Source organism: Lentisphaerota bacterium, from assembly GCA_016873675.1.
GTDB lineage: Bacteria > Verrucomicrobiota > Kiritimatiellia > RFP12 > JAAYNR01 > VGWG01.
This window is the reverse complement of sequence record VGWG01000004.1, coordinates 40,587-59,377: the sequence shown is the minus strand read 5'-3', so window position 1 is coordinate 59,377 and position 18,791 is coordinate 40,587. Positions and strand designations below refer to the sequence as shown.

Annotated in this window: 15 protein-coding genes; 3 read left to right on the top strand and 12 right to left on the bottom strand. The window is 64.8% G+C overall.

Features of this window, described 5'->3' with window-relative positions; genetic code table 11:
* Positions 1-20: 20 nt before the first annotated feature.
* From FJ222_01270 to FJ222_01220, 11 genes are all read right to left on the bottom strand, one after another.
* Entirely contained in the window at positions 21-1,985 is a 1,965-nt protein-coding gene (locus FJ222_01270) for a GHMP kinase (protein ID MBM4163065.1), read from the bottom strand.
* A gap of 11 nt (positions 1,986-1,996) precedes the next feature.
* Positions 1,997-4,903, bottom strand: coding sequence for a bifunctional fucokinase/L-fucose-1-P-guanylyltransferase (fkp, locus tag FJ222_01265; protein ID MBM4163064.1), 2,907 nt, complete (start codon positions 4,901-4,903; stop codon positions 1,997-1,999).
* Between the two features lie 186 nt (positions 4,904-5,089).
* Positions 5,090-5,416 carry a hypothetical protein gene (locus tag FJ222_01260; protein ID MBM4163063.1) on the bottom strand — a complete coding sequence of 109 codons (327 nt, stop codon included), beginning with the start codon at positions 5,414-5,416 and terminating at the stop codon, positions 5,090-5,092.
* Between the two features lie 131 nt (positions 5,417-5,547).
* On the bottom strand, positions 5,548-6,099 hold the full coding sequence (locus FJ222_01255; GenBank protein ID MBM4163062.1) for an ORF6N domain-containing protein: 552 nt from the start codon (positions 6,097-6,099) through the stop codon (positions 5,548-5,550).
* 271 nt (positions 6,100-6,370) lie between these two features.
* Positions 6,371-6,688 carry a helix-turn-helix domain-containing protein gene (locus FJ222_01250; GenBank protein ID MBM4163061.1) on the bottom strand — a complete coding sequence of 106 codons (318 nt, stop codon included), beginning with the start codon at positions 6,686-6,688 and terminating at the stop codon, positions 6,371-6,373.
* Entirely contained in the window at positions 6,688-7,032 is a 345-nt protein-coding gene (locus tag FJ222_01245; GenBank protein MBM4163060.1) for a type II toxin-antitoxin system RelE/ParE family toxin, read from the bottom strand. Before FJ222_01245 ends, FJ222_01250 begins: the two co-directional genes overlap by 1 nt.
* A 319-nt stretch (positions 7,033-7,351) precedes the next feature.
* Positions 7,352-7,813: a hypothetical protein gene (locus FJ222_01240; protein MBM4163059.1), complete on the bottom strand. Its 462-nt coding sequence runs from the start codon at positions 7,811-7,813 to the stop codon at positions 7,352-7,354.
* A complete protein-coding gene (locus FJ222_01235; protein MBM4163058.1) occupies positions 7,801-8,451 on the bottom strand; it encodes a hypothetical protein in 651 nt (216 codons plus the stop codon). The genes FJ222_01240 and FJ222_01235 overlap by 13 nt, the downstream gene beginning before the upstream one ends.
* Positions 8,452-8,491: 40 nt before the next feature.
* Positions 8,492-10,372 carry a CBS domain-containing protein gene (locus FJ222_01230; GenBank protein ID MBM4163057.1) on the bottom strand — a complete coding sequence of 627 codons (1,881 nt, stop codon included), beginning with the start codon at positions 10,370-10,372 and terminating at the stop codon, positions 8,492-8,494.
* Positions 10,373-10,379: 7 nt separating this feature from the next.
* The gene (gene argS, locus FJ222_01225; protein ID MBM4163056.1) at positions 10,380-12,116 is read right to left on the bottom strand and encodes an arginine--tRNA ligase; all 1,737 of its coding nucleotides are present in this window, start codon (positions 12,114-12,116) and stop codon (positions 10,380-10,382) included.
* 82 nt (positions 12,117-12,198) lie between these two features.
* Entirely contained in the window at positions 12,199-12,432 is a 234-nt protein-coding gene (locus tag FJ222_01220) for a hypothetical protein (protein ID MBM4163055.1), read from the bottom strand.
* Between the two features lie 158 nt (positions 12,433-12,590).
* Between FJ222_01220 and FJ222_01215 the strand changes: the two genes are divergently transcribed.
* The 3 genes from FJ222_01215 to FJ222_01205 are packed head-to-tail and all read left to right on the top strand — an operon-like array spanning position 12,591 to position 15,471.
* Positions 12,591-13,541, top strand: a complete 951-nt coding sequence (locus tag FJ222_01215) for a thiamine pyrophosphate-dependent dehydrogenase E1 component subunit alpha (GenBank protein ID MBM4163054.1) — start codon at positions 12,591-12,593, stop codon at positions 13,539-13,541.
* A gap of 17 nt (positions 13,542-13,558) precedes the next feature.
* Positions 13,559-14,539, top strand: a complete 981-nt coding sequence (locus tag FJ222_01210; GenBank protein MBM4163053.1) for an alpha-ketoacid dehydrogenase subunit beta — start codon at positions 13,559-13,561, stop codon at positions 14,537-14,539.
* Complete coding sequence (locus tag FJ222_01205; protein MBM4163052.1) at positions 14,536-15,471, top strand: glycosyltransferase family 2 protein; 936 nt, start codon at positions 14,536-14,538, stop codon at positions 15,469-15,471. Before FJ222_01210 ends, FJ222_01205 begins: the two co-directional genes overlap by 4 nt.
* A 135-nt stretch (positions 15,472-15,606) precedes the next feature.
* Here the strand turns inward: FJ222_01205 and FJ222_01200 are convergent, their stop codons facing one another.
* Positions 15,607-18,744, bottom strand: coding sequence for a hypothetical protein (locus FJ222_01200; GenBank protein ID MBM4163051.1), 3,138 nt, complete (start codon positions 18,742-18,744; stop codon positions 15,607-15,609).
* Positions 18,745-18,791: the final 47 nt, after the last annotated feature.

Below are 18,791 nucleotides of genomic sequence, written 5' to 3'. Positions count from 1 at the left end.
TTGGCGACAACCGTGGAAAATCAGGTGGCCGCGCACGGGGCTTCCGTCCGCACGAGGGGCGTGCGGCTGAAGGCGGCGAGGCTTTCGACATACGCGAACGGCATGCCAATATCGTACCGTCGGCCACGGACGCAAATCCCGACGAAGCCATCGTGGCGCCGGATGGCATCGAGGCAGGAGGTTAGCTGGAACTCGCCCCGTTCGCGGATGTTGAGCCGGATGTTGTCTTCGAGCGCGTCGAAAACCGCAGGCTTGAGCGCGTAGATGCCGAACACGGCGAGGAAGGTATCGGCAGCGAGTCCGTCAACGGGCAGGTGTTCGCGGGCGTAATCGGCCGTCGGCTTCTCCGCGAATTCAGAGATGTCCAGGATCTCGCCGACGTGCTCGCGGCGCCACACGCCCGTCACACAGCCGTAGTGATGAACGTCGGTGACGGGCGTCCCCAGCAGCCCCACGGCGCTTTTCCCGGTGCGCTCGAAGGCCTCCAGCACCTGCCGGGCGCAGCAGGCGGCGGTGTCGGAGGTGTAGAGATGGTCGCCCAGCATGAGCAGGAACGGCTCGCCCCCCACCCACCTGCGGGCGCAATAGACGGCATGTCCGAAGCCCTCCTGCGTATCCTGGGTGAGCAGCGTGACCCGGCGTCCCAGCGCCATCAGCCGGTCGCACGCCTGCTGATCGGCCTTGGAGAGCTTGTTGTAGTGCTCGGCGGAAGGCGGCGTGTGGAAGAGTTCTCGGAACGTCTCCTGATCACGCGCCTGCACCAGGATGGCCACCTCCTCGATCCCGGCGGCCATGGCCTCTTCCACGATCGCGAGAATCACGGGACGTGCGCGGCCATCGGCGCCGACAACCGGAAACAGTTCCTTCTTCACCGCCTTGGTGGCGGGGAAGAGCCGGGTGCCAAAACCGGCGGCGGGAATGACCGCCTTGCGGACGCGGCTGCCGGTTTGGATCGTCAGGGGAAGCCCCGTCATGCCCAGGTCGCGCGCGACGATGCGGATGATCTCGCGCTGCGCGGCGGCGTCGCGGGCGATGAGCTGGGCCGATCCGTCGCCCTGCGAGCCCACGCCCTTGCCGCCGTAAATCAGCGGCCGCAGCGGAGGATGGGCCAGCAGGCGGTGCAGGACGGGCGCGGACAATTGCGCGGGACAGGCGGGCGAGACCTGCTCGTCGAAGAGCCGTTGCGCACGAGTCATCAGGGCACCGATCCCTGCGGCGTCTCCCAGCTTCAGCAGACGCGCGGCCTCGGCGACGATCTCGCGATTCTGCTCCCCGAGGCAGCGTTGGACGTTGCGCGCGGTCTCGGTTTCGGCAAAGGGGTAGCAATGGTTCAGGCTGTTCAGGATCTCGCGCGTGTCCTTGGTGGCGTGAAGATCGACGAGCACCATGTGGATGTCGCGGCTGACAACCAGCTCCTCGACGTCGATCCGGTCGCCGTCGAACGTCATGCGAATCGGGCGCTCCCCGTAGGCGCAGCCCTGATCCATGCGGCCGCAGCGCGACGGGGTTGTGATCTCGCCGAGATACGCCAGCTCCATCTCGCCGCGCACGGTCAGCTTGAGGTCGTAGACGCGGTTGAACGCGCGCGCGACCAGGACCGAGACCGCCGCGCTCGAGCTCAGCCCCTTCTTGACCGGCAGGTCGGTGCGGTCATTGTCGATGAGGAGCCCGCGCACGCGGTAATTCACGAGGATCTGATAGGCCACGCCCGCCGCATAACTGTAGAACCCGCCCTCGCGGGCGGCTTCAAGCAGGGCCGGCGCCGACATCTCGACCGACCATTCAGGGAGGCGGGAGCCGTCGTTGAGGGTGGTGCGGAGGATCAGCCGGCCTGGGTGCGGCGAGACCTCGGCGTGAACCCCCTGATTGGTGCCGGTGATGATCGCCTCGCCGGCGGGAATGTCGGCATTGATCCGGCGGTAGGTGCCCGCCCAATCGCTGTGCTCGCCAAACAGGCAGATACGGCCGGGTACGGAGATGCGCATGGTTGAGTTCCTTAACTGCGGGTGATTTCAAGGCCGGAGTGCGAGATGGAGACATCGACAAAGCGGGCGCGCCCATTCGGCGGGTTGTCCAGCAGTTCCCGGCGCAGGCGCGCTCCCTGTTCCGGCGTGTCGGTTAGCAGGAGCATGTAGCCGCCGCCGCCCGCGCCGGTCAGCTTGGTGGCAGCGAGCCAGGGCGACACGCGATCGATGATCGCCTGCACCTCGGCCGGATTGGTTCCCGTGTCGAGCATGCGGTTCAGGAGCCAGCTCCGGCGGATCGCCTCGACAAAAACCGGCCAGTCGTTCCGCTGCAGCGCCTCTGCGGCGAAGTCGGCGTTCAAGCCGATCGCCTCGATGGTGCGGATACGCTCGGCGTCGTTGAGGAAAAGCCCCTTCACAATTTCGCCCAGAATATTGTGCGCCACGCGTGTCAGCCCCGTGTAATAAAGCTGGAACCGCTTGTCGGCGATGGCCGCATCGAGCATCGAGGTCGGCAGCCAGCGGATGACCGGCTTCTGCTGCAGGCCGGGGGCGCTTTCGATCTGCTTCAATCCGCCGACCATGCCGCCGACCTGGTCCTGCCAGCCGCCGCCGGAGGTGAGGATCTGCTCCAGCGCGAGGGTGCGGGTAAACAGATCCTGCTCGTTCCAGTGCAGGCCGGCGAGGTCGCCGAGCGTGCCGAGCAGGGTGGCGGCCAGGATGCTGCTGGTGCCCAGCCCCGAACCCTTGGGAATCGCGGCGAGCAGGGTGAGCTCGATGCCGCCGCCAAACGTGTCGCGGAGAAACTGAGCCAGCGGCGCGCCGCGACCCGAGGCGTTGAAGGCGGGGTCGAACCCGGCGAGGCGGAAGGCCGCGCGGGCGATGCCGAAACCGCTGCCGAGCCGCTCTTCGGCCAGCAGGTCTTCGGTGGTCTCGATCACCTCTCCGACGCCGAGATCAATGCTGCGAATCACGAGGCACGGCTTTTCGCAGACGCGCGCGAACGCCTGCACCGGCGGCTGACCGTTGAGGTTGACCGCCAGATTGACCACGCGGCCGCCGTGCTCGAGGCAATAGGGCGGGGTATCGGTCCAGCCGCCGGCAAAATCGAGGCGGGCGGGCGCACGCCCCCACACGATCTGATCCTCTCCCGCCGCGCGGCGAGGCGAAACCGGCGCCACGGCCAGTTTGGCCACCAGCAGGTCGCGCAGACGACCGGCGGCGCGGTTGGGCCGAGCGACGGCGGAGGTGAGCCGGTCACGCAAGGCCACGTCATGCACGGCGGCCAGTTCGGAGACGTTGCTGCCCTGAGCCTCCAACGGCGGCGGAAGGGCGGCGGCCGGAGCCCCCTCCACCCGGCGCGCGACGGCTTCGAGATCGAGCGACAGGCAGCGCTTCTGCCAGGCCTGAGCCGGTTGGCCGGCGAGAACGGCATCGACGGCATCCGAGCGCGCGGCGCCGCGCGCCGCCGTATCGGCCCGGCACAGCAGGTCCGACGCCGAGACTCGCGGCGCGTCCAGCCAGAGTCGGAGGGATGCGGAATCGGGGGTGGGGCTGAGCGCCGTCATCCACGCGAGCAACGGCCCGCAGCGCGGATCGTCCGCAGCGAGCCTCGGAAAGAGCGGCGCGTCCTGGATGTCGATGTCTGGGGCAAGCCCCGCCTGTTGGCAGGAGAGGCCGCGTGCCTTCAGCCAGTCGGCAAAGGAGCGTTCCATCCACCGCGTGGCGGGGTCGGTCAGCGCCCCGCGGAAGGGATCGTCAAAGCCGTAGACGCGCAGGCAGACGCCTGCCTCGGCGCGCAGGCCGATGCAGTCCAGGCAGACGCCGGAGGGGAGATCAAGCGCCCAGGTGTTAGCGGGGATGCCGGTGAGGACGTGGCGGTCGCGCAGCGTCCAATCGGCGGGGATGACGGCGTTTTCGATCCAGAGCAGCCGGTTCGCGCCCGTGAGCGGCACACGCAGGTCGGCGTTCATGCTCAGGCAATGTTCGTGCGCCTCCGCCGAGCCCAGTCCCACGGCATGGGCGCGCTCGGATGCCTGGGCCAACTCAACGGCGGAGGAGATGATGCTGCGGCTGGTGCCAAAATGGAAGAAGCGCCCGGCGGGCAGGGGAAGGACCGCTGCGGAAAGCGCGGAGATCTGGGGATCAGGCGCAACAGGCGACGCCCCGAGGGCGAGGCCGAAACGGTCAAACAATTCGTAGTGCGATGGCGCGCCGCCCGCATACGTCTGGGTCTCGGACGACCAGCCGCACGTGCGCACGAGCACCGAGACGGCGCGTGCACTCAGCAGCCACACGCCGGTGTCGAGGTAAAAGGCGTGGGAGTCGGACAGCACGCGGGTCTTTTCGGGCGGCGGCTTTTGCAGGAAGAAATCCAGGGCGCCCGTCGCCGCGTTGCGGCAGAACAGGACGCCATGGCGGCTCCCCTCGTCGGGCGTCGAGCGGATGCCGACGATCAAGACATCGGCGTCAGGAAAGGCAGGGGTGAACGCCGGGTTCGTCAGCAGGACATCGCCGCAGGTGATCATCACCCGGTAGGAGGCGGGCGCATGACGGAGGATGCGGCTGTAGGCGTCCAGTTGAAAGTCGATGAGCCGCTGATCGGGCGCCTGTCCCGCGCGCGCTGGCAACAGCGGCAAGGGCAGCAACGGCTTTCCTTCGGCGGCATAAGCCGGAAGACGGCGGCTCTGGCCGCTGCCATGGACAATCAGCTTGCGCGAGGCCTCCAGCCAAGCCTCAAACCCCCCGGTCTGCCGCGCCGGCGAGGCCTGCCACGCCTGATGGAGCACATGGGCCGTGCCGCCGCCCGATCCGAGCTGACTGCCCGGCGGGTCGGAGGTCACAAAGAAACCCGCCGACGCCGGATTCCATGGCTTGAAGCCGGTGACACCGGCGGCGGGAAGCGAGAGCAGGCAATCCGTGGTTTCCTCAACGTGCATACACGCAGCCCTTTATCAGCCGATTGCTACAACCTGTTGCGAATGCGGGAGAGCATAGTTCATTCCGGTGAAATGTTCAATCCTGAACCCAGCGGAATCCAAGGCAAACGTATCAAGGAGCCTCACTTGGAAGGCAAACACGCGCTTGAGCGTCACCGCTTCGGCCTCTGCAAGAAGGCCATCCTCTTACAGAAAGTCATCGAAGGCCGGGATGCGCGCGCCTTCACCCAATTCGTGCCCCTGCCGCTTGCTTTCAAGCAGTCCGTTGATCGCATCCAAGAGCGGCCCCGGCCGAACAACCGTCTTTACAAGCGTCTGGAACTCAGTCGGAACAGGTCCGCGCCCCTGCTCCAGCCAGAGGCAGGCGAGCAGCGGGCGCAGGGCATATGGGAACCCCCACGCCCGGCTACCCGATTCGCACGCGTACAGGATGCGAACACCCTCGATGCGTTCAATCTCAACGAGTCGCGCCTTGATCTCTTCCTGCTTTGTGTGTGTGACGAGTGTCTGCATAGTTCAGCCTTCTCAAAGCGAAGTCGCGGGCGTATCCGCACCTTCGCCCCATCGCAGGATACCCTGAAGAATCGCGACATCAGCGGTAAGGTCCTTTCTAAAAGCCCGTTCCACGCCCCGGCGGCAGCGGTTCACGCGCGCCGCACCGCGTACCGAGCCGGACGTTCGCACACGCGGAAGCCGATCGGGGCACGCTTTGGCTCGGGTGGCGCCATCAGTTCGTTCAATACCTCGAACACCACGCGGAACTGCTCATCGTATCTGGCCTCCAGATCGGCAAGTTTCCTGGCCAGCCTGGTGTGGCTCTCCAGCATCCGGCGCAGTTTCACGAACGTGCGCATGATCGCGATGTTGACCTCGATCGCGCTCCTGCTGTTCACCACGGAGGAAAGCATCGCCACGCCCTGCTCAGTAAAAGCCATCGGTGCATGACGCAGCCCCATGCGGTCGGAATTGGAGGTCGCAAAATGCGACCTCCAATTTGAAAATTCCTCGCCGGAAAGCACGAACATGAAGTCGGCGGGGAATCGTTCGATATTCCTGCGGACAGCCTCTTTCAACCGTTTTGTCTCGACCCCATACAGCGCGGCGAGATCACGATCCAGCATGACCTTCTGCCCGCGTATGAGGTAGATCGCCCGCTCGATCCGCTCGGCAGGAATAGCAGCTTTGTTTGTCTCCATCACATGCTCCTCACTCAGCCCGCTCGTGTTGCCGCATAGTTCCCGTTCAACTCCTCCCGCATCCCGATCAGCGCCGCAATCCGGCGGGCGCTGTCGGTGACGTGGCGGACCTCGTCGCGGGTGAGGCCGCGGCCAAGGAGCGGTTTTTCGCGGCAGGAGAGCCATTTCTTGAGAACCTGATAGCCGCCAAGGGTGTACGCCCATACCGCCTCGGGGACGTTGCGCCAGAGGGTCGTGTCGTTGAGGTAGATGTCCAGGGAACGCTCAACATTCAGATCTTATCCTTTCCAGACTTCTTGCCCGCCATGACGGCTGCGACACCTTTCCGATCGAGCCCCGTCTCAAACAGCGCACGGATTGTCAAATCAAGACTGACGGAGGGATCGCCCTTCTCGATGAACGAAAGCCGGCTCTGACTGGTTCCCAAGGCGTGCGCAAGTTGAACCTGGGACAGCCCAATCGCCAAACGCCGCTCCTTCACGGCCCGTGTGAGAACCGCTTTGGCCTCCACGTAGGCGGCCTCGGCATCGGAAAGATCCAAGAACTCCTGTACACTTCCTTCCACCCAACCCTTACCGATGGCTTTCATTACTCACCTCTCTTCGCATAGTCACGCAACCGCTTCGTGCACTGATCAACAACCGCCTGGGGCGTTGCCCGTGTCTTCTTTTGAAACACGTCCAGAACAACGACAGCGCCACCAGCAAGCGCGTAAACCAACCGCCATTCGCCGCCCGCATCGGTCACACGCAACTCGTGGCACCCCAAGCCGATCGAGGGCATCGGGCGCGAGCGTGGCAGCCCCAGTCTTTCGCCGTCCTGCAGCAACCGCAATAGGAAGCCCATCTCCTTGCGCGCATTTGCGGTCATCGGCGGCGTCTTCACGGCTCCGTGCAACCAATGAAGCGGTTTCATGAGGCCAGAATATCCCATTCCTGGTATATTGTCAACACGCGCCTGCACATTAGGGCGCCAATATGAACTAAGGATCAACCAGCTTGTCTAAGGTGAAATCTTCTGCCTCAATATCTGGCCCATTGCTCGTACGAGAAGTATCCAGTATCCCCTTAAGAGAAATGATGTCTCCAGGATTCAAACTTAAAGCACGCTATAAGTTCGAGGATGAGCACATAAAACAGTTTGTCAAGATATCCATCTCGAATCTTGATCACCTCAAGAACACCAAGAATGGTTATGACTGTCAGTATGGCAAACGGTATTGTGAATAATGCAAACAGGATATTCTTCTTTGTCATATGCTTAGCCTAATAGATGCTACAGTTTCTTCCACCTTCCGGTAAACAACATCCAACTCCCCCCGTATCCCGATCAGCGCCGCAATCCGGCGGGCGCTGTCGGTGACGTGGCGGACCTCGTCGCGGGTGAGGCCGCGGCCGAGGAGCGGCTTTTCGCGGTAGGAGAGCCATTTCTTGATGACCTGATAGCCGCCAAGGGTGTACGCCCACACCGCCTCGGGGACGTTGCGCCACAGGATCGTGTCGTTGAGGTAGATATTCAAGGAACGTTGGGCGTTGAGCGTTTCCTCCACCCTCCCCCGCCCCGGCATGGTCACGCCGCCCTGGCCGACGTGGCCCCAGCCGGCCGTGAGGTCGAGATCGCCCGTGTCGGGGTTGACCTGCCGGCCGTCGGCGCGGACGCAGACCGCGATCGGCTTGAGGTCGTCGCGGACCGAGCCGCAGGTCACGCCGGGCACCGGCGTCTCGCTGTCGAGCAGCGCCGCCACGCGGCGGCCGAGGCGCGCAAGGTGGACGCGGCGTCCCGCCGCGTGGAACGCGACGAGGACGTCGCGTCCACACCGTCAGAAACGCGGCGGGACGCCGCGTCCACACCCCACCCCGGCAGCGGCACGCGCGGCCACTCCTGCCGCAGCGCGCCCGCGTTTTCGCTCCGGTAGGCGGACGCGTGCAGCACCGCCAGCGCGTGGTAGAAGAGATCTTCGGGCTCCGCGCCGAGACGGGCCAGATAGGCGCCCGCCGCCTCGCTCAGGTTCGGACGCGCTCCCGCCGCCTCCAGCAGCGACGAGCCGTCGGAGCGGAGGTGGAGGGGGAAGAAAGTGGACAGCCCGTTGCCGAAATTGTCGGCCAGATACCGCGTGAAGAACCCGCGGTCAAACTTCTCCTGCGTTTGCTTCTGCCGTGCCTCAATCCAGATATTCCCCTCAAACACCTGCGGAAAATAGTCGCTCCGTTTCTCGTCGAGAAGCTTGGTCTCCGGTTCCCAGTAGAGCCAGCGGACGTCGAAGGGGCGATAGCAGCAGCGGACGACGTGGGCGGGGAGGAAGGGGAAGCCGAGTTCGGCGGCGGGCGCGAGGGTCTGGTACGGGGCCGCCATTCAGGCCCGTCCCTTATAAGCCTATGAGCCCTTATGAGCGTCACGAAACGGCGGCACGGTTTTGTGCACGAAAGAGGTCGTGCAGGGTGACAATTCCCTTGACCGCCCCCGTCTTCACATCGACCCACACACTCACATCGGAGGATTCTCGCACCATCCGTGCCGCCGCCGTCTGGATCGTCTCCGCTCCGCTGCAGATCGTCGCATGCTCGATCGGCACCTCGCTTGCCGTCCGTAATGCCTCCACCATCGCTGATCTCCGCACTACCCCGACATAGCGCCCATCGGCGACGACCGGAAAGGTTTTGTAACGATGCTCGACCATAAACCCTCGCAGACATTCCGGCGAACGATCCTCCACCATGACTGGGCGAGTATTCATTACGATCTGGACGGACTGTTGCTGCCAGGAATGCAAATCGCGCGGCGGATCGACCTCGTCCGGGTGATACCCATCCTGAATCAGCACCTCCTCATAAAAGTTCATCTTGCCAGTCATCAGACGCGCTACCGCCTGACTCGCCACCGTCCCGATCATCAACGCCGGTATCATCTCAAACCGATGGGTCATTTCGAAGATCATGAGCATAGCCGTCATCGGGGCACGGACCGTGGCACCAAAACAGGCGCTCATTCCGACCGATGCCAGCACAATCATCTCGTGCTGCCCCAGAACCCCGCCTCCCCAGCCGGTCCAGCCTGAAACGAGATTCATCACGCCGCCACACAGAAACCCGGTCATGGCACCCAGAAACAACGTGGGCGCAAATATACCCCCGCACCCTCCCCAGGCGTATGAGGCGATCGTGGCACCCAGTTTGGCGATCAGCAGAACCGCCGCCACCTGCCAAACCATGCCCCGCTGCATGGCATCGGACAGATCATCATAGCCCAGACTGAACACCCCGAGACGTCCGACCACGATGAACGCCGCGACGCCCAGGACCCAAGTCGTCAGCCCTCCCACCACCGGACGTAGCCACACGGGCAACCGGCTGCGCTCACGCACCCGCCGACGCAACCACATCGTGCCCCGCTGCAAGCCCACGCCCACCCCGGCGGCCGCAACCGCGACCAGCAGCGTCAATGCCAGGACATACCAGCCGACGCCCGCCACTTCGGGAAGGACAAATGACGGCTGCCGACCGATGCAGGCATAGACCGCAAAGGCTCCCGTCACGGCCGCCACGATACAAGGACCCAGGTAGCGGCTGTTCATATCGCCGATGATCTCTTCCAACACAAAAGTGATTCCCGCCAGCGGCGTGTTGAACGCCGCCGCCAACGCCGCCGCCGCGCCGGACGCTGTCGCTCCGCGCCGACGTGCGCGGGTCTCACCCAATGTCCCCGCCAGCGCCGATGCGGCTGCGCTGCCGGCAAAAACGGACGGCCCTTCCCGCCCAAGACTCGATCCGCCGCTCAAGCTAATCACCCCCGCCACCAGCTTCACCCACGCTGGCCGCCACGACAGCACGCCGAAATGCTTCCAATACGCCACCTTGATCTGTGGAACGCCGCTCCCGGCCGCCTCCGGACAGACGAAATGAAGCAACAGCCCAACCGCCAACGACGACCCTCCCAGCAACAAAAAGCTCTGCCAGGCAAACGTCCAGATGCCCTTGCCCGCCATCACTGGCAGGCCCTTGGCGTAGAAAAAATGGGTCAGCTTGAGAAAGAGAATGGCCCCCCCCGCTCCGACCAGCGCATAGAGCACCGTCATGATCAGGGTGCGGGGCCTCTCCGGCATCGTACGCCAACGCGCGGCACCCCGTGTGGACAGGTTGCGGAACCGACGACTTATCCTCTCTTCCCACCCGAGAGCAGACTGACGGGAAGAGCGATGATTGGCGAGACTTTCGCCGCCTGGGCCATCGGCGGCCGCTACGGGTGAATCGGACTCAGCGAGCAACGCGTCATTCATCTTGCATCTAAATCCTTCGCGGCGTGCCGATGCCGAGCAACCCCAGCCCTTCGCGCAACACGTCGGCCACGCGCGCGCAGAGGCAGACGCGGCTGTCGCGCACCTCCGCAGCGGCCTTGAGCACGGGCGAGCGCTGATAAAAACTGCTATAGGTCTGCGACAGGGCGAACAAATAGTCGGCCAGAATACTCGGCTTGTAGGCATTGGCGGCGCGAACGACAGCGGCCGGAAACTGCATCAGTTGCAGCGCCAGCGCCTTTTCGATGGCGTCGCCCAGGATCAGGGCGTTGGCGCGCGGCTCGCGGCCGGGAACCTGGTCGGCATATTTGTCGAGCAGGCTGCAAATGCGCGCATGGGCGTATTGCAGGTACGGCCCGGAGTTCCCCTCCAGCGCCAGTGCCTTCTCCCAGGTGAAGACGATCATGTTCTGGGGATCGTGGCTCAGGTCGGCGTATTTGACGGCGCCGATGCCAATCACCGCCGCCAGCTCGCGCTTCTCCGCTTCGGACATCGCCGACTCCGAGGCGTCGAGGATCGCGCGGGCGCGCCGCTCGGCCTCGTCCAGCAGGGCGTCGAGCCGGATCACGTTGCCCTGGCGCGTCGAGAACGTCCCCTCCGGCAGCCGCATCAGACCGAACCAGACGTGCTCCAGATCGGTCGTGCAGCCGAGTTTACGACAGACGGCGAAAAACTGCTTGAAGTGCAACTGTTGCCGCTCGTCGGTGACATAGATGATGCGGCTGGGGTCAAACTCCTCCACGCGGCTGCGCACGGTGGCGATGTCGGTCGTTGCGTAGTTGAAGCCCCCGTCGCTCTTGCGAACGATGCAGACAGGCATCCCCTCGTCCTCCAGCCGGACGACCACCGCGCCCTCGCTCTCGCACGACAGCCCCCGCGTGTGCAACAACGCAACGGTCTCCCCCAGGCGGTTGTTATAGAAGCTCTCGCCCCTGCACAGGTCGAAGGTGACGCCGAGGCGGGCGTAGATCCGTTCGAATTCGCTCATGCTGAGGCTGATGAATCGCCTCCAGATCTCGAGGTTCGCCGCATCTCCCTGCTGCAACTTCACCAGCTCGGCGCGGCACGTGTCGATCCAGGCGGGATCCTCTTTCGTCCGGTTGTAGCTGGCGACATAGACCCGCTCCAGCTCCTCGATGGGCGACTGCTCCAGGCGGGCGGGATCGAGGAACGTGCGGTAGCCCATGATGAGGATGCCAAATTGCGTCCCCCAGTCGCCGAGATGGTTATCGGCGATGACGGTGTAGCCCAGCGCGCGGAACATCCGGTCCAGGGCGTTGCCGATCACCGTGGAACGGATGTGGCCGATGTGCATCGGCTTGGCGACATTGGGGCTGGAGTAGTCGATAATGATCGTCTGGCCGGTGCCGACGGACGGGATGCCGCAGCGCGGCGCGGCCAGAAGCCTCGTCACTTCACCAGCCAGCCAGGCGGGATGGACGGTGAGGTTGATGAATCCCGGGCCCGCCACCCCGACCTTTTCGATGCACTCGGGAAGCGGCAACGCCCGAATAACCGCCTCGGCGATCACGCGCGGCGACTGCTTGAGCCGTTTGGCCAGAGGCATCGCGTCGTTGCATTGAAAATCGCCGAACTGGGCGTCGACGGTCGGCTGCACACGGATCGTCACCCCCGCCGCCTCTGCCCCGAATGCGGCGGCGAACGCCTGTCCCAGCCAGTCCGCCAGGACCGCCTCGCACCGATTACACGCAAGATCCGTGATCATAACACCTCGATCAAAAAATAAAACGCCGCCGGACGCACCCTGCGTTCCGGCGGCTTCGCTCTACCCGCAATCCGTTCCGACCTCACACGACCGCGGCGACGGCCTTGGCCGCCTTGCGCGCGACCGCCAGCTTGACCTTGGCCGGTCGCTTCAGCATGATGCGAACCGTTTCCGGCGCCAGTTTCTGAGCGTCGGCGCCTGCGACGCCCAATCCGATCAGGCGCTTTTTCTGAACCTTCTGACGACGCCGACGCTCGCCTTCGCTCTTTACGGGGCGCGTGCGGGGCTTCTTATTAAGTGTGCGACCTGTTCCCATTGCATCCTCCTTGAAATCCGCTGGTAAAGCTAATGTGAGGCGATAGTATTAGCGATTTGGCGGTTCATTGCAAGCACTTCCTCTATCGAAATACAAACTGACCACTGGCGCATTGGCATAAAAGTCGCTACACTGTGCCGCATCGACGGAGAATTTCCATGGATGATTGGGCAAGTTATGAACGCATGGTGTTGATCCGCTGTTTTGAAGAGGCGGTGGAGCGTTTGTTTTCGGAGGGGCGCATCATGGGCACGGCCCATGTCTGCATCGGCCAGGAGGCGGTCGCGGTGGGTGTCGCAGCCGCCCTGAGGCCGGGGGATGCGCTCACCAGCACGCACCGCGGCCACGGGCATTTCATCGCCGTCGGCGGTGATCCCGGACGAATGATGGCCGAAATGTTCGGTAAGGCGACTGGCTATTCGCGCGGTCGCGGCGGAAGCCAGATGATGGCCGACACCGCGCTCGGCTTCTACGGGTCCAACGGAATCACCGCCGGCAGCATGGCCTTCGCCTGCGGCCTCGCGCTCGAAGCCCAGCACCGCCGCACCGGCCGCGCCGTGGTCTGCATCATCGGCGATGGCGCCGCCAATGAGGGGCTGTTCCACGAATCGCTCAATCTGGCCGCGCTCTGGCGCCTCCCGCTCGTCGTGATCTGCGAGAACAACCGCTACGCCATGTCCACACCCGTCGCCGCCGGCCTCGCCAACACGCGCCTGGCCGAACGGGGCGCCGCCTACGGCATACCCGGTTGCGCCGTCGACGGCAACGTCGTGGCCGATGTCCGCGCGGCCGTTGAAACCGCCCTGGCGCGCGCCCGGGCCGGCTCGGGGCCCTCGCTGGTTGAATGCGAGACCTACCGCCTTTCGGGACATTCCAAGGGGGATCCCCGCGCCTATCGCTCCCCGGCCGAGGAGGCCGACGCCTGGCAGCGCGAGCCGATCCGCCACCTAGAGGCGCACCTGCGCGCAGCCGGCAACACCGACCCGGCGCGCTTCGCCGCCTGCCGCACCCGCGCCGAACAGGCCATCGCCGTTGCCATTCGCTTCGCCGAGGCGAGTCCCGCCCCCGACCCCGCCACCGTCACCGAAGGCGTCTTCGCGTCGGACTGACGCCGTGTTCCCTCGTCATTCTTATGAAAACCTTCACCCTGGCCATCCGTGAAACCCTGGCCGCCGAGATGCGGCGCGATCCATCCGTCATGCTGATGGGAGAGGACATCGGCGCCTATGGCGGCGCGTTCGGCGTGACCCAGGGGTTGCTCGCCGAATTCGGCCCCGGCCGCGTCCGCGACACCCCCATCTCCGAACAGGCGCTGGTCGGCGCCGCCATCGGCGCCGCCGCCGCCGGACTCCGTCCCGTGGTCGAGATCATGTTCATGGACTTCATCACGCTGGCGGTGGACCAGCTTGCGAATCTCGCGGCCAAGCTGCACTATATCTACCAGATCCCCTGCCCCCTCGTCGTGCGCGCCCCAACCGGCGGCGGCCGCGGCTATGGCGCCACCCACTCGCAGACGCTCGAGCGGCTGTTCACCGGAATTCCGGGCCTGCGCATCGCCGCGCCGGCCGACGCCGCCGACGCTTCGGGGCTGCTGCAGACGGCGCTGCGCGGCGCAAACCCGGTCCTCTTTCTGGAGCACAAGCTGCTCTACCCGCTCCGATGGAAAATCGGCGGGAACCTGCCGCCGCCCGTCCCGTTCGGCCGCGCGCGCATCACGCACTCGGGCGACCGCGTCACCCTCATCGCCTGGTCCTACATGGCCCACCTCTGCCTGGCAGCCGCACACCAGTTGGCCGCTGCGGGGATTACCGCCGAGGTGGTGGATCTGCGCACCCTCGCCCCGCTCGACACCGAGACCTTGGTGACGGCGGCACGGAAGACCGGCCGCGTGCTGATCGTCGAGGAGGGCCCGGTCACCGGCGGCTTCGGCGCCGAAATCGCCACCCGCATTTTCGAGGCGGCCTACGATTCGCTCGACGCTCCAATCCGGCGTCTCGCCGGCCCCAACTGCCCCATCCCTGCATCCAAAGTCCTGGAGTCCGCCTGCATCCCCGATATAGCCGCCATTGCGGCGGCGGCACGGGACCTTGCGGAATCGGCGAATTGATCATCCGGACGGGGGCCGAAAGCGCCCCCTCCGCCGCGACACACAGCACGGGCTTGAGCATGCGCTACTCCGTCATCACACTCACCTACAACCAAATCGCCGTCACGCGACGGTGTCTGACGGCGCTTGTGCGCGACACCGTCAGTGACGCGCCGTGGGAACTGCTGGTGGTGGACAACGGATCATCGGACGACACACCGCGCTGGGTTGCGGACGAATTATATCCCCTCGGCGCGGCGCGCGGGGTCCCTGTGCGCCTGCTCAGCAACGCGGAAAACGTCGGCTGCTCGACCGCCCGCAACCAGGGAATTGCGGCGGCGACGGGGGACTTTCTGGTGTTTAACGACAACGACGTCACGCCGCGCACCCGCGCCTGGCTGCCCCGCCTGCGCGAGGCGATTGAGATCGCACCGGATGTCGGGCTGGTCGGGCCGAAGCTGGTCTATCCCACGCCCGGGGTCGCGATTCAGTGCGCCGGGGTCGGCATCTCCCGCCGCGGCCACGTCTGTTTTCGCGGTCGCGGCGAGCCCAATGGCGCACCCGCCTGGGCCGCTGCCGCCGAGGTGCAGTGCCTGATCAGCGCCTGCCTGATGGTCCGAGCCGATCTCCTGAATCTCCACGGCGGATTCGATCCGGTCTTCCACCCGGTCCAGTTTGAGGATTTCGATCTCTGCTACCGCTTTCGCGAGGCGGGCTGGCGAGCGGTCTACACACCCGCCGCAGAGATGTATCATTTCGAAAGCACGACCACCCAGGGATCGTCAGCCCGGAACAACGCCGCCACGGTGGCCCGCAACGGGCTCGCCTTCCAGAAACGCTGGCGGCATCGGTTTGAAGCCGAGGACGGGCCCCCGGAAGCCGCCTGTCGCTGGCTCCGCCTGCCGCCCCTGCCGCCGCTGGAGGCCATCCCCGATCCCCTGCCGCTGGTGTGACGTGCTCAGCAACCCGGGCCAGTTGTTTTGTCACACGAAGGACGTATACGTCACCGCGTGGCTGTTTTCAAAACTTTAGTGTTGAACGGGTCGGGCGGGCGGGCGAGGCTTCAGGCTCACACCTTAAGAAAGCCGCTACTTCCGAACCTCCACCACCGGTGGCGCCATCAACCCGCAGGGCACCAACTGGTACCCCTCGAACCAGGAATCGCCCGATCGCGTGAACTCGCCAGGCCCGGTCCACCACGGCCACTTTTCCTTGAGATGGAACGGCCCATGCGAGTTGCGCCGATGGCCGATCACCTCAATCGCCAGCTCGACCGGACCGTCACTGAGCTGCGAAGTGATGTCCACCTCGTTCGGTTGCCAGCCGATGATCCCTGCCGTCTGCCCATTGACCAGCACACGAACGGCCACGCCGCGATAGTCCGGAACACGGACAAAGACCCGCTCGTCTGCCGCCAGCTTCAGATCCAGCGTGCGCCGATAGGCCACGGAGCCGCTGTAAAACGCCAGCCCCTGCTCCACCCAGTCGCCAACCTTGAGTGCGGTCGGCTGCGCCGTCAGGGCAACGGCCGTGTCGCGCACCGCCGTGCCAAAGTTGCCGAGCAGATACACGATCTCCAGCCCCGGATGCGTCTCGACATAGTCGCACTCGAGCACCAGCTCATTGGCGCCAAGCTTCAGGCAGGCGGTATCCAGCGGCAACTTCCGCAGGGAACGATCCACCCACCAGCCGCACTCGGCCGTGTTGGTAACCGCATGGCCATTGAGCGAGACGCGGAAGGTCTGCGGCTCTTCCAACGCTAGGAAGAGATCGCCCGACGGCAGCGCCTGGCAATCGAACGTGTAAGCCAGCGTGACGGTCGTGGATTTCGGCTGGGCCGACTTCTCCCGCGCCCACGGCTGCACCATGTTGCCGCCGCGGTGCGGAATGCCCAGCGCATCGCGCACCGCTTTATCCACACGCAGGATATCCGTCTCCACCTGCCACGGCTTGTCGCCGATCCGGTAGCGCGGTCGATCGAGCACCAGATTGGAGGCTTCTGAAAGGGTGATGCGCCAACGCTCGTCTGCCAGTGTTTCGCTGCGCACGACGCTCACTGGTGCGGGCCGCGAAACAGCCGCGCCCTTCGCCGCCTTGGGGATCACGAAGAGCCGACTCCCTAACGCCGACAGCGAGGTTCGAATCTCCCAGCCTTTGCCACTGCGAGACGCCTGCGCCGCGACAATAGCGGCGTTCTCCGGATTCAGCTCCAGCGGTGTCCCCTCGCATCCCTCCAAGCCACGGATGCGCACGTCTCCAAACGCCAGCTTGCGATCACGGGCCAGCGGCTGCCCCATCTGCCCCGCAGTGGCGTTCGCAAAATCCTCGCCGGTATTGCAGACGAAGAGATAGAAGGACTCCTTGTCCTCGCGTAGCAGATAAAGCGCCGCACCAATCTCGCGTCCATCCGGCCCGGCAATGGAGAGACGCCGCGCCGACTCCACGGGCGGAATCATGGCCGGTCCGATCTCCGGCGTGTGCGGACACGTGGCGGCAAACGCCTTCACGTCGTCCGAGGGCGCCCCTTCGATGGCCCCGGCAATCTCGCCTGCAAACGTCACCACACCGCCCGCCGCCTTGAACTTCTTGAGCAGCGCAAGCGTGCTGCGCCGCAGGGTCTTCATGGACGGCACCAGCACAGCCTTGTAGCGGGCCTTGGCCACGCGCAGCACCGGCGCGCCCCCGACCTTGGCCACGGCGGCATGGCGCGACATGAGCTCCTCATCGCCAAAATCGAAGTCGACATGCGCGGCCAGCAGGTAATCGGTCGCCTTCTCGCAGTCCTTGTCGAGCACTCGCGTTTCCGGATGGTTCCGCCATCCTGACCGGACCAGCATCCACATGCTTTCGACCGGATGGATCACCAGCAGGTCACGGACTTCCTCGCCCTGCGTCATGACGGCGTGGATACGGGCAAAGTAGTCTTCCACCTTCGGATAGAGTTCCCACCAGGGCGACTGGTAGAAGATGCCGGCCGGGTAGTCGCGCTTGGCCTCCCCGGACATGGTGTACCACGCGAGGTGCTGACAGCGCAGGTTGATCCCCATAGCCGCCTGCCAGTCGCCCAGCGCCTTGTGTCCAGCAAACGGGAAGTCCCACCCCGTGCAGCCGTAGGTCTCGGTCAGGCGCCACTTGGCGCCGAACTGATGCGCGGCGGACGTGACCTGCTTGGCCGTGTTGAACACGCGCCAGTGCTCCGTAAGCAGGTCCATGCCGGGCGCCTGCATATGCTCATAGGTGCGCATGCAACTGCCGACATTATCAACCTGACTGGAGAGCGAGTCTTCGCAGAGCTGGTGCCCGGTAAAGATCATCTTATTCTTCGCGCACCATTCGCCAATCTGGCGGTTGAAGGCATCCACATAGAGATGCGTGATGCAGTCGTGGTAGTGGTAGCGGGCTGGCGTCATGGCATGGCCTTCAACGTCAAAGACCACTTCCATCAGGTGGGGCACGATGTCGTAGCCATAGCGTTGCTTGAAGATGGCGGGCAGACGGCCTGTCCAAGGCAGCCCGCCGGGATTCCCGGTATTGTTGTCGAATCCCAGTACGTACCCGTAGTTGGGCTCGTCGGTGAACATGCCCGGAATCGCTTGGCCGAATTCCTTGCCGAACCGTTTGCGATAGGCTTCGTGGGTGACCGTGATGAACGCCTTCACCGCCTCGTGACTGAGGGTGTCGAGGTAGGTGTAGCCGTTATACCAGTTGCTGCACGGCTGCAGTTCTACCACGAAGGCCACCAGCTTCTCGCCCTCGGCCAGCTTGGGCGGCCTGGTGTTGCGCGGCACTTGGCGAACGTCGCGAGCCACGACGCCCTCAATCCGCGCCACAAAGGCGGCGAGCGTGTCGGGCGTCCACGTGAACCCCTTGGCCGTGTCGAGCATCTTGACCATGGCCGAACGCAGTCGGTACTTGGGATTCTTCGTCACCAACCCGCCCGCCGCCCCGGATGGCCAGCGATCCTCGTCGTAGAGCCAGGCGCCCATCTTCAGCTTCTTGGCCTCGTCCACGCAGGCTTCCACGCAATCGAACCACTCGTGCGACAGGTATGGCGTATCGAGCCCGACGCGCGAGTGCATGAAGAAGCCGCCCAGCCCCATGCGGTGCATGACCTGGATCTGGCGACGCAGCTCCTGCGGTTCCAGCTTGCCGTTCCACGCCCAGAACGGCGCCCCGCGATATTCGTTGCCGGGATTCTTGAAAACCTCGATCTGCTTACGGTTCATCTACTCCTCCATTCGTTCTTTTTTGAAATCCATGAAGACGGCGCGCC

Excerpts from the sequence above, each read along its gene's own strand:
- FJ222_01235 (MBM4163058.1), bottom strand. The coding sequence starts at position 8,451 with ATGGCGGCCCCGTACCAGACCCTCGCGCCCGCCGCCGAACTCGGCTTC.
- FJ222_01270 (MBM4163065.1), bottom strand. The coding sequence starts at position 1,985 with ATGCGCATCTCCGTACCCGGCCGTATCTGCCTGTTTGGCGAGCACAGC.
- argS (MBM4163056.1), bottom strand. The coding sequence starts at position 12,116 with ATGATCACGGATCTTGCGTGTAATCGGTGCGAGGCGGTCCTGGCGGAC.
- FJ222_01200 (MBM4163051.1), bottom strand. The coding sequence starts at position 18,744 with ATGAACCGTAAGCAGATCGAGGTTTTCAAGAATCCCGGCAACGAATAT.
- FJ222_01255 (MBM4163062.1), bottom strand. The coding sequence starts at position 6,099 with ATGGAGACAAACAAAGCTGCTATTCCTGCCGAGCGGATCGAGCGGGCG.
- FJ222_01250 (MBM4163061.1), bottom strand. The coding sequence starts at position 6,688 with ATGAAAGCCATCGGTAAGGGTTGGGTGGAAGGAAGTGTACAGGAGTTC.
- FJ222_01245 (MBM4163060.1), bottom strand. The coding sequence starts at position 7,032 with ATGGGATATTCTGGCCTCATGAAACCGCTTCATTGGTTGCACGGAGCC.
- FJ222_01230 (MBM4163057.1), bottom strand. The coding sequence starts at position 10,372 with ATGAATGACGCGTTGCTCGCTGAGTCCGATTCACCCGTAGCGGCCGCC.
- FJ222_01215 (MBM4163054.1), top strand. The coding sequence starts at position 12,591 with ATGGATGATTGGGCAAGTTATGAACGCATGGTGTTGATCCGCTGTTTT.
- FJ222_01260 (MBM4163063.1), bottom strand. The coding sequence starts at position 5,416 with ATGCAGACACTCGTCACACACACAAAGCAGGAAGAGATCAAGGCGCGA.
- fkp (MBM4163064.1), bottom strand. The coding sequence starts at position 4,903 with ATGCACGTTGAGGAAACCACGGATTGCCTGCTCTCGCTTCCCGCCGCC.
- FJ222_01220 (MBM4163055.1), bottom strand. The coding sequence starts at position 12,432 with ATGGGAACAGGTCGCACACTTAATAAGAAGCCCCGCACGCGCCCCGTA.